General features: G+C 48.1%; 4 protein-coding genes. 2 read left to right on the forward strand and 2 right to left on the reverse strand.

What is annotated here, in order from left to right:
• Window positions 1-30: 30 nt before the first annotated feature.
• Entirely contained in the window at window positions 31-5,199 is a 5,169-nt protein-coding gene (locus ACTD55_RS09275) for a LamG-like jellyroll fold domain-containing protein (protein WP_438864046.1), read from the reverse strand.
• A gap of 165 nt (window positions 5,200-5,364) precedes the next feature.
• Window positions 5,365-8,121, reverse strand: coding sequence for a TonB-dependent receptor (locus tag ACTD55_RS09280; protein WP_438864047.1), 2,757 nt, complete (start codon window positions 8,119-8,121; stop codon window positions 5,365-5,367).
• Between the two features lie 700 nt (window positions 8,122-8,821).
• Between ACTD55_RS09280 and ACTD55_RS09285 the strand changes: the two genes are divergently transcribed.
• Window positions 8,822-10,522: a sodium:solute symporter family protein gene (locus tag ACTD55_RS09285; protein WP_438864048.1), complete on the forward strand. Its 1,701-nt coding sequence runs from the start codon at window positions 8,822-8,824 to the stop codon at window positions 10,520-10,522.
• 15 nt (window positions 10,523-10,537) lie between these two features.
• Window positions 10,538-12,817 (forward strand): FAD-dependent oxidoreductase, encoded by a 2,280-nt coding sequence (locus ACTD55_RS09290; protein ID WP_438864049.1) that lies wholly within the window; start codon window positions 10,538-10,540, stop codon window positions 12,815-12,817.
• The last annotated feature ends 13 nt before the right edge of the window (window positions 12,818-12,830 follow it).

The following is a 12,830-nucleotide window of genomic DNA, read 5'->3' on the forward strand; positions in this document are numbered from 1 at the left end:
TGTGCAACACAGTCCGGCGACTTCAGCTATTTATTCAATGCGCTTCAGTAGCACATCATCCAGTTTCACCGAAGCGCCACCCTGAGTGGTTTTGCTAGTCAGTACCACTTGTAACTGGCCGCTGGTAACAGGAATATTGTCCAGCACCAGCTTGTGCCAGTTGTTGTCCTGTTCAATATTCAGATTGATCTCGCTGCTACCATGATCCAGCACCCTCAAACGGGCAAGGTCGAAGTCACCATTACGTTTGACCCAAGCCTCCAGCCGGTAGGTGCCATTAGTCAATCCGCTGACCAGCTGCTTGCTACTCACGTAATGTCCACTGCTGGATTGCTGTACCAGTTGATATTGCCCACTGTGTGAAAATTCGGACTGTTGAACAAAGCTGGCATCCAGATCATTCCACTCGGTCCAGCCGGGAATATCCTGAATCTCGGTGGCCGTTTCCTGCCCTGCCGGGATATTTTCATAGTTGCCGTTAAGCAGCAGGTTGGACTGTGGCTGATAAGCGCGCTGACTAAAGTCGTACAGATCGTCAGTTAGCGGATCGTCAAAATAAACCACATCCAAATTTTGTGGCAGTTCATGTCCCTTGTTATCCCAGGCAACAACCTGTTTGGACTGAGTCGCCTGCAAGGCACCGGCGCCACTGAAATAGGCCGGCTCTCCATTGCGACCTGCATGTTGGTTGGTGCGAATCAATTCATTATTATGTGCCAGAACATAACGGGAAGACTGGATAGATATTCCTCCCCACTGTGAGTCAGCAATCCGGTTATCTTTGATCACAAAGTGGCTTTGCCATTGAATATCAACCGGGTTCTGCCCTGCATCCAGCGTCATATGGCTACAGCTTATATTTTGCTGGGTTTGCGGACTATAACGATTGGTAAAGATACTCAATGCTGCCGGTGGCATGGTATTGAAGTTACTTCCTTCAATGGCAATCCAGCGACCGACATTTTGAATACTGTTATCCGAGAAAATCACATTGCGGGCACCGGAACCGTTATTTCCCCATGAATTAGTACAAGCCTTCATATCGATCATCAACGGGAACTTCACGCCCTGATGGGTACTATTGGCAAAACGGTTGTGGGCAATCAATGCATGCGGTGAGGAGAATTTGGCACCATTACCGCGATTTTCACCGAAAGAAGAACCAATCAGAATGTAGTTGGAACTAAAACGGCTACCGTCCGGATTAAAGTGATGCACCATGGTATCAGTGCGATAAACAGCAGTAGAATCGCCCGGTACCGGCTGATTAAAAGTCAGCAAGCTACAAGCTTTGGCCTCAGCGGTGCCGTTCGAATAGTGGGCATCCTTATACAGCGCCCATCTGGGATCAACTTGCAAGATTTCCTCACCGGTTTCGGGATCAATCTCACCATTTAGATAATCATCTTTTTTCCCGTCAATGACTTCATTGCTGGTTATCTCACCGCGCCAGATAAAGTTCATGTCTTTGTCACGCAGCTCATAAATATCACCAGGGAGTGCCAAGCTGGCGGGACGAGCATTGGAGGCGTAACACACCACCATCTGGTTAACCGATACATACTGGGGGTTAAATCCGGTTAGTTCACGGATCACCATACGATCTTCAGTTCCCCCTTCTAAGCGGATATTTTTGAACAGGTAGTTCCCCCGATTGTGGAACAGAAATACCCCGTCGGCTTTAGTCGCGACCACCGCATTGGGATCGGTTTCGTCAGGATCTTTGGCAGAGACAAAATCTTCCAGTTTCAAGTAACGGACGCCACCAAAAGCCGCCAAGGCATTACCCGGACTGGATATAACCTGCACATTTTCAAGACTCAAATGCTCGGTCTGCTGCACCGAAAATGCTCGCTTACCGCCGTAATGTGCGACCATGTAGTCACGCGTTTCAACCATATCACTGTAATAAGAGGGCTTGCTGCTTAAATCCAGTACAGCAGTGCCATCGGTTTCAATACTAATCGGGTATGAACCGATATTGGCTTCTTCCTGCCCACCGACTATGCCGCCAGTCAAGGTATCCAGCGCATACAGATTCTCAAAAGGTAATAACAGCGATGAACCTGTGCCGCTGTAAACACCGACTTTGTTGCTGGGGTAGTCGGTATCAGTGCCTGCCCAGGTGATCATGGCACCGATATTATCGATATACTGCTTGTAGTCGTATGCCGCGTTACTTAACGGCGTCAGCCGCACCTGATTATTACCCAGTTTTTCAATACTGACCTTGGTCTGGAACGGATACACCTCGTTAAAATAATCCAGCGTCAGATTGCGGATCAGTATCCGTTGATTAGGCTGGTTATTGGCATCCTGATAAAGACTAAAGAATCCACGCCGCGCAACATGAATCAGTTTGGCGCCATTACCATCGATAATCACATCATGCATGCCTGTCATCGTGATACTGTCGCCAGCATAGTAACGGCTATCACCGACATAATATTCACCATTAGCCGGAAACTGTATCTTGACTATCTTACCCGCATAGCTGCTATCGGTTTTGGCATCAAACAACGCCTGTTTAATAATATTGACGTTATGTACGCCATGACTCATGACATCCGCAGCACCGGCTGGATTAGCCTGGCTGATATCGTATTCCAGTCCATTAGTAGGTTGCAGACTATCCAGTGTGATTGTCACCATCTGCACACCGGTATCGCCTTCATGCAAACCGTTGGCATCTTGTGGCTGATCGATCTCGAAAGCCCAGGGACCATGGGTGGAATCTTCAATATAATCGCTGAGCAGTTCGGCTGTCGTCAGGGCTTTTTGATAGATCCTGACCTGATCCATCAAGCCTACAAATGCCCGGGTTGGGCTGGCTTCATAAGTTTGCCCTAAACGAAAATCCCGGATGCCGGTAAGATCCAGTGCAGGCATAGCGACTTCGCCCACCAACTCACCATCCAGATAAAACTTCACGCCTTGCTGTGCTTTCAGCACCACCGCCACCTGCATCCAGCCTGCGGTGATATCATCATTGCGTACCGGCGCATTAAATTTGGGCGTTGCTAGCACGCTGGTAGTCACAAATCCCGGCATTCTGGGTGTGGAAGATTCGGAATAAAAACGCAGCCGCTCGTTGTTATACATTTGCAAACCGATGGACTTGTTATTGTCATCCTGTAATGACCATAGATAGCCTTTCTGATTATCGGCAGGCCGTACCCACATGGAAATGGTCATTTCCTGCATGGCGGCCATATCCGCTTCAGCCAATGCGGTGTGCAGCACAAATGACGAATCCAGCGGGTTGTTGGCCAAAGCATTACCCCGAACGGCACCGTGCAAATCAGATTGCGCAGCAGGATCATCCAGAATCAGTTTCGCCACCGGCGAATTTTGCCCGTCCACACTGAGTCCGTCCCAGTCACTGATAGTCAGGTGCCGTTGCTGACCCGAGTTATCATTGGCCTGTGAGCCACTGTTCTGCACGTCATTCAAATCCCACAAGGCATAGAGGCTATTACGATGACCTGTGGTTGCCTGATTTTCATAACTGGCAATCAGGTCGCTAATATCCAGGTTACTGATGACCGACTGGATATCACTCAACTCAAAGGTTGTCGCGGAGCTATCAACAGTGTTGATATCCACCGTTGTGTAAGTTGTCATAGCGGTATCGAGTTCACTCAGGAACACACTACTAAAACCGGATTCCCCATAGGGCAAATTGTTAATGGCGTAGCTTTCCAGTTTACCGTCAACACTGCCGTCCAGACTGTCTTCGGCCAACGCATTCGTTATCTGGATACTGCTGTAGTTCTGATGATCAGCACTGTTAGCCAGCGCAATCAGGTTAGCGGTATATACATCGGCCTGACTATTTCCCAGCGAACCTGCGGCTGGTAGGTCATCGATAATGGTTGGCGCAATTAAAATACTGTTTAATCCGGCAGAATAATGACTGGTGACGGCCTGATTGACCTGATCAACCAGTCCCGCGTCCACTGTCTCGCTGCGGCTGATAATATTAGCGGCAATCTCGGTAAGGGCGGTCACACCAAACTCAGCAGCCCCCGGATTAATCACCGCACTCAGGCGTTCGTCTTCTCCCAGCGGAACATCACTGTTGGATAGAAAATCATAGTAGCTGGCGTCACTGTTACCGCTGACCTGAATCATAACCGGTGTTGTCAGGTTGGTCGGGATCAGCACATCGGCCACCCCGGTTATACCCGTTCCGGGATGGCCCGGATTGAGGTTATTGCCCTGTAGATCGGTTAAGCTCACGTCAGCAAATTGAAATTTGCCCAGCCCGGGCGTCACGCTTATTTGGGCAAATCCTGCGGGTAAATCAGCCTGATGCAAACGCCATTTCAGCTCAGCGTTATCTGACCAGCTTTGAGTGGTGACATAAGCGCCATCCCCCTGTTTAGGATTACCGTAAGGATCATAGCCACGTAAATTAAAGTCGCCGGTTTTACAGCTAATGGAAAAGCTTGCGGCATCAGGCTCTTGCAGGAAAGTGGCGACCCACATAGCTGAGTCAAGCTGTGGGTTATGGGTTACGGTGACGTTGGCGCCATTGCCTTCGTCAGTTCGGGCCGGATCCGGATCAAAGCAGCGCAAATAGTAAGCACTATGCAGAGATTTAATATTGTAATAACCGGGTTGACCGGCGACTTCAATAAAAGTCCATAGCTGAGTGAGATCCTCGATTCGAGGATTGTTGATGGAGACATAACTGTTTAAAACGGCGTTAGTTTCAACCGTTAGATAGGTGTTGGAATCGAGATTTTCCAGTTGATAAATTTGCCCTGCAACGACACTGGTGACCTCATCCTGACCGGCTTGTTCAAAGCTGAAGGCCACATTGAGCTTGTCGGTCGAAAAAGGCGTTTGCCTGTCGATTCGGACCCGAAAGCTGTCGGAGCTTAAGGCCGACGTCTGGCTGTCCAGATCGGCAAAACTGACTTCGTTATCACTGAACACAATCGCCGGATCATCGCTACTGATGCGAGCCTTGATATTGGTTGCAGTAGTGCCGGCATTAAACGCCACTAGCTTGACTTCGTATTCAAATGTGGTGCGGTTGACCCGCTGATTGCCGAGCATCTGATATTGCTCAACACTCATCTCAGCATAAGCCACCGATGAACCAAGCAAACCGGTCAGCAGTAGCAGTAATTGATAATAGCGAAGCAGATAAGCTAATACCGGCTTCAAGGGATAAGTTAAGGTTCTCATATTGTTTATCCATTCATTCAATAGTGGTGTAAATGGCAATATTTCGATTGATTCAGACCGGCAGCCGACAAATCTCTAGCCTTCGGATAGTGAAACGTCACAACGAGAAAAATTGCAAAAAAGGGCTTCATCCGATGATGATGAAGCCCTTAGCCAGCAGAGTGGTTAGAAGCGGTAGCTGACACCCAAGGTGTAGCGGGTGCCTGTTTCAGCATAGGTAGCAACATATTGCTCCCAGCCGGCATACTCTTCTTTGGCGCTATCCAGCAAATTGACTGCGCGTAGTTCAGCAGAGAAACCTTTGGCGATTTTATACCTGACCACGGCATCCAGTGACGGCTGCCCCTTGTTATGAATAGCGGTACTGGTGGTGATGGGGTCCAGACGGTCGTAATAGTCGTCACGCCAGTTGTATAACAACTTGGTGCTTAACTTTTCGTCTTCATAATAAAGCTGGATATTGACACTGTTGGTTGACACACCATCAATGCCGATGGATTTGTTGGTACGAGGATCGATTTCATCGGTGGAGTTATCCAGATAGGTGTAGTTAATCGACATCCCCATTTTGTCCATAAAGGCGTAAGGCATATTGCTGAAATGTTGTTGATAGGCAATCTCGAAACCTTTCAGCTCGCCCCCCCCGCCATTTAGCTGAGTAGTGATCCTGAAGATCTGATCACCATAGCCTTCGATAGTGTCTTCCATTGAATCCTGAATAATCTGGTTATCCAGTTCTTTATAAAACACCGCTAACGCCAGTGCCGACTGCTTGTCGAAATACCATTCCAAAGAGGCATCGTACTGGGTTCCACGCTGAGGCTGGAGATCAGCATTAGCCAATGACGCCCATGAATTTTCAGTCTCGTCGGTATTCGGTGTTGCAGGATCATCGGCTACCAATACAATACGATCCGCCTGAGCGTAGTTATTGGTGCTGGGACGGCTAATGGTTTTACTGGCACCCAAACGCAACAGCAAATCGTCGGTCAGGTTACGCACTGCTACAATACTGGGCAGAAAATCCGAATAGCTGCCTTTGTCGTGGTAAGGCTGTAACACTCCGTCGACTAACGCGTATTTGTTTACATCCGTGGTGGTTTTAGCATAGCGGGCACCAAAGTTACCTTTCCACTCACCGGCTTCAAAGTCAAAACGCACGTAGGCAGAGGCGATGGTGTCATCCACAATGGCGCCTTTCTCGTCAAAACTGACCACCGGCGCATCATAGAACACATCTGAATAACCAAATCCGCCATTACCAATCAGGTGAGTATCAATCACCACAATCTTGTTAGGTAAGTCAACGTCTGCGCCGGGCAGAATGTCCGACATATCCAGATATTTAAACGCATTTTGAGCCCAATCGGTATTGACTACAGAAGAGGTCACAATACCGGCGCGGGTGAAACTGGTCACTTCAGCACCGGAAAAATCACGACCACTAGGATCACCTTCCGGGCCGACGCCTCGTTTACCCCAGGTTTCTCGGGTAGCGCTGACATCGGAATAACGCAGACCGGTTTTAATATTTGTGATAATGCCGTCGTTCAGCGGGATCTCGATATCCAGACGGAAAGAATCTTCGGTCGCTTCACGTATGGTACGGTTGTCATATAAGGTACCGGCCACCAGTCCGTTAGGATCGGACAAATCAGGCAGATTCACCTGCGGTACAGTGACGCCGCGCAAGTCATAAGAAAAGTCAACATTAGTCTTGTTCAATTGCACAAACTGCTGATCACCGACATCGTTCGATTCAGTAAAGGCATATTCGACAAATACCGTCATACCACTGTCGGCATACCATTTGGCATTAACACCACCGGTCAGGAAATCCTGCGGTTGCTGATAACCTTCATGATTACTTAAAACCGAATTGGTTAAGCTACCGGCGACCCGTGCATCGTGCTCGGTAATCACCCATGAATCTTTCACATAGCGATCCAGATCGGTATCGGTCACTGCCTGGATCCAGCCACGACTGCGGTCGTAGTCATATTCCGCATATAGAATATCGGCGTTAATATCCAGCATATCGCTAGGGCGCCACTGGAATGCCGCATTTACTGCGGTTTTCTTGCGTTCTTCCTGCTTGCGCTGATAACGCAGGTCATACATAAAATAGTAAGGATTGGGGACAGAGTTGGTGACACTTTCGTCCCAGTCCGCAGGTGGCTTGTCGAAGGGTTTACCGGAACGCCAGTCACCATTACTGTAAAAACGATCTTCGGTAATAGGACGGTCTTCATACACGACACCAATCATGGCACCCATGGTATCGTCATTAAAGGTATTACTGATTAAGCCGTTAAATTTGTAACCTGAATCATCATTTAAATCATTCAGCATGCCTTTAACGGTCGCACCACCCCATAGACCTTTTTTATTCAGTGGCTTACGGGTCGTAATATTTACCGTTCCACCCAAGGCACCATCCGTCATATCGGCGGTTAAGACTTTTTGCACTTCCACTGAACCGACAATTTCAGAGGGAAAGTAATTCATCAGACCGGCATTGCTGCCACGTCCATAAGCACTAATCAGTGTACGGCCATTCACTTCCAGGCGGTTTTCGCGAATACCGCGAATAGTAATACTGGCGCCTTCACCATCTTCACGCTCAATCTGCACACCGGCAACGCGTTGCAGTGTTTCCGCCAGGTTTTCATCGGGTAACTTACCGATATCTTCGGCAACGATAGCATCGGTAAAAGTATCGGACAAACGTTTGCGGCTCAGGTTTTCGGCCAGACTGGCCCGAATACCGACCACTTCAATCACTTCGGTATCGTCTTTCTTTGCTTTTGTGTCTTTGTCTGTACTGGATTGATCTTGCCCGTAGGCAAAGTGAATGCTTCCTGTTAGCAAAACTGCGGTTACCAGTTTGGCTAATTTCGATTTCTCGAATTGTTGAGTCATGTCTGAGATCTCCTGTTGGATCTTTATTTTTGGGTCTTAACGTTTCACTAAATAGCTAGTTATTGCGTCTTATTCGTCATTCTTTATTTAGTTACCCGAAGCAAGAGTCCAGCGCGTTGCGATTGAGACTCATATTAATAAACTTCCGGCTGATAACGTCGACGCATTATGTTGCTATTTTAGATATACTTCAACCCTAAAAAACATTTTTTTAACAATTTATTATCCTGATCTGGTGGCAGCCCACGACCAACAAGGCCTGTACAGCCAACAAAGTTGCTCAATAGACAAACAACAAAATCGACTAATGCATTAACTTTATTGCCTTGCGGCAATTCATCCCGTCCCTTAAAGAGACTGCTTAACCTTGTTTCAAGCCCTGTTTTCACCGGCTCTGACGAACAGATATATTAACAATTGACGGACTGGTTGTGCTAACGAGAGACGAATAAGTGACACTTCATTAACATTTCTCACTTTACAAATGTCACATATAGATACACAATGCGCCCTATTCCGATATTAAATATGGAAATGAATAATCCTATTAGATTGCCAATTGCAGAAATAGATGGGCATTTATCAACCCCAATCTGCTTTACTCAGGTTTAACCGGGAAATATTCAGTGGTATGCATAGTGTTTACTTTCCACTTATTTAAGGATTCGACGTATGAATCAACAACTTGATGGCATTAAATATGAACAGCTTTGATTACTACACCGCACTGACATTTTCAGTATTAGTACTGGTGTTGGGCATGATGTTTTCCCGCAGCGGAAAAAGCATGAAGTCTTTTTTTGCTGCCGGTGGCGATGTTCCCTGGTGGATCAGCGGTTTATCGCTGTTTATGAGTTTTTTCTCGGTGGGTACTTTTGTGGTTTGGGGTTCTATTGCCTATACCAGCGGTTTTGTCGCGGTTGCAATCCAAACCACCATGGCGATTGCAGGCTTTGTTATCGGTTTTGTTATCGCTCCGGCGTGGAATAAAACCGGCGCGATCACTGTAGCCGACTTTATTACCCGGCGACTGGGCCAATCGGTGCAAAAACTGTATTCCACCGCTTTCCTGTTTATTAACTTGTTTACTGCCGGTGCTTTTCTATATCCGGTAGGCAAAATCATCGAAGTTTCCACCGGTTTTCCGCTCGATACGGCGATTATTGTATTGGGGCTCTTCATTATTGCCTACACCACAGTGGGCGGATTATGGGCGGTGCTAATCACCGACGTGCTGCAATTTGTGGTACTCAGCGCCGCGGTGATTATTATTATTCCGCTGGCCTTCGGTGAAATCGGCGGTGTCAGCCAGTTTTTTGCCAAATTGCCGGAAGGTTTTGCCTCTGTTTATAACGATGAATACAGCTGGGTATTTTTACTCGCCTTCCTGATCTATAACACCGTTTTTATTGGTGGTAACTGGGCCTACGTACAGCGCTATACCAGTGTTTCCAAACCTTCCAGCGCCCGCAAGGTCGGCTGGTTATTCGGTAGTTTATATCTGGTGGCGCCCATTATCTGGATGTTGCCACCGATGATTTACCGCATTGTGAATCCCGATTTACAGGGCACCGAAGCCGAAGAAGCCTACCTGTTAATGAGTAAGTTAGTGGTGCCGGACGGATTGCTGGGCTTGATCCTGGGTTCAATGATTTTTGCCACTGCCAGTTCGGTCAATACCACGATTAATATTGCCGCCGGAGTCTTTACTAACGATATTTTCAAGGCATTCAAGCCGCAGTTTCCGGCAGAAAAGTTAATGAAGGTGGCGCGTCTGTCGACTTTTGTATTCGGTTTTCTGGCCATTGCCGTAGCGCTATCAGTGCAAGGTATGGGCGGCATTGTCGAGGTAGTATTAAGCGTTGCGGCACTCACCGGCGCACCTTTATATTTACCACCTATCTGGGCAGTTTTTTCCAAACGCCAAACGGGCAAAAGTATTCTAATCACCACCTTATTGAGTCTGGCAATTAACTTGCTGTTCAAGTTTGTTACCCCGTCACTGCTGGACTTGACCCTGTCCCGGGCGACCGAAATGATGGTGGGAGTCATGGTGCCGGTGGTCATTCTGTTTTCCTTCGAGATGCTATATAAACAACGTGCACAGCCCAATGCCGACTATCAGCGCTATATAGAATCCGAGCAGCAACGTCAGGCAGCCATTGCCGACGTCGAAACTATTAACAGCACCCCAAACGACGCCAATCAGTTTGGCCTGCAGATTTTATCCATCGGCGTGTTATGTATTGGCCTGCTAATCATCGCGCTTGGCGTGATGACAGATACCGCCAATACCGAAACCATCAGTGTCGGGTTAATCATTACCCTTCCCCCGTTATTTTTTATGTTCAGAAAACACCGTGCATCTGCGCTTAGCCAAAGCCAAAAGACCGCAGGTTAATTTAGGAAACCAAACATGTTAAACGAACAAGCGATGCCACAAGGCAGACAATCAGTCCATAAAACCATTGACGCAGATTTAGTGGTGGTTGGCGGAGGCATTTCCGGAGTGTGCGCAGCTATTGCTGCTGCCCGCTCAGGAGTGAAAGTGACTCTGGTACAAGATCGTCCGGTATTAGGTGGTAACGCTTCAAGCGAAGTCAGATTATGGATATTGGGTGCCACCTCGCATATGGGCAACAACAACCGTTGGTCCCGCGAAGGTGGGGTGATTAACGAAATTTTGCTGGAAAATATGTTCCGTAACAAAGAAGGTAACACGGTAATTTTCGACACCATATTGCTGGATAAAGTCACCAGCGAACCTAATATCAAGTTACTGCTGAATACGGCGGTTTTTGCCACGCATAAAAGTTCCGACACCAAAATTGAATCGGTGGAAGCCTTCTGTTCGCAGAATTCCATTATGTATCAACTAACCGGCAAGTATTTTTGTGATGCTTCCGGTGACGGTATTGTGGCTTTTCAGGCGGGTGCGTCGTTCCGTATCGGTGCAGAGTCCCGCGATGAATTTGGTGAGAAAATGGCGCCACCTGACGAAAATAAGGAACTACTCGGCCACTCGATTTATTTTTACAGCAAAGATGCCGGCAAACCGGTCAAGTTTGTCGCCCCATCCTATGCGTCCATCGACAAAATGGCGCTGGATCGGATTAAACGGATTAAACGCGATGATATTGGCCCACGCTTGTGGTGGCTTGAATACGGCGGTAACAGCGACACGATTGGCGAGACCGAAGAGATCAAATGGGAGCTATGGAAAGTCGTTTATGGTGTATGGGACTACATTAAAAACAGCGGCAAGTTTGATGGGGTAGACAACCTGACTCTCGAATGGGTGGGTAATATCCCCGGTAAACGCGAGAGCCGCCGTTTTATGGGTCACTATTTTATGGTGCAGCAGGATGTGGTGGAACAACATCAATTCGACGATGCCATTTCCTATGGTGGCTGGGCAATCGATCACCATCCCGGTGACGGCGTTTACAGTGATCGTCCGCCTTGTACCCAATATCATGCCAAAGGGGTTTACCAAATTCCGTTGCGCTGTTTTGTCAGCAAGGATATGGATAACCTGTTTTTGGCGGGGCGCATTATCAGCGTGTCGCATATCGCCTTTGGTTCAACCCGGGTTATGGCCACCAGCGGACATGGCGGACAGGCAGTTGGCAGCGCGGTAGCCTACTGCTTGCAAAAGCAGATTACCCCTACCGAATTATGGCAATCGACGCATATAGGCCGATTACAGCAAACCCTTAACCAACAGGGCCATTTTATTCCCGGTGTGCCGATGCAAAGTAGCAACAATCTGGCCGCCAAGGCACAAATTACCGCCAGTAGCGAACTATCTCTGACCAACTTGCCCGATGACGGACTTTGGAAACCCTTAAAAGTCTCGGCCGGACAGTTTTTGCCGCTTAAAAAAGACACGGCATACCAGTTTGATGTGCGGGTTAAAGTGCACCAACCAACCACACTGACGACACAACTTTGTGTCAGCCAGCAAGCACAAAACTACACCCCTGAACAGATAATAGAGCAGCAGCAATTTGAGCTACAGGCCGGTGATCATCATCTGTCGATTAAATTCGACAACACCCTGCAGCAAGATCTGTACGCCATGCTGTGCTTTTTGCAAAACGAACATATCGAGATTGCCTGTTCTCATACCCGTATCAGCGGACTGGTATCGGTATTTAACGGCGAAAACAAGGCGGTATCCAACAAAGGTAAGCAGATTGTCGAAGGTGATATCGGCATGCATGAGTTTGAGTTCTGGACACCGGAACGTCGCCCGAACGGGCACAATATTGCGATGCACATTAGTCCGGCTATCGAGGACTTTTCTGCCAGCAACCTGACCAACGGTTATTCGCGCCCCTATCTTAAGTCCAACGCCTGGGTGGCGGATACCGAGCAGGCTAGCGCCGAACTGACGCTGGACTGGCCAGAAGAGCAGACCGTCAGTGAAATCATCCTGCATCTGGATGGCGATTTTGATCACGCACTGGAATCCTCTTTAATGGGACACCCGGAAGATCGTATTCCGTTTTGCGTGGCCAACTACCGGATTGTGGACGAGAACGACAACCTGCTGATAGCGGTAAAAGATAACTATCAGTCACTCAATCACCTGAAACTGGATAATCCGGTCAAGGTTCGTCAGCTAAAAATTCAGCTTGAACGGGCCAACCAGCATGTGCCCGTTGCATTGTTCGAAGTGATTGTGAAATAGCACCAAAACGCCA

The sequence above is a fragment of the Neptunicella sp. genome (assembly GCF_048268085.1).
Classification (GTDB): Bacteria; Pseudomonadota; Gammaproteobacteria; order Enterobacterales; family Alteromonadaceae; genus Neptunicella.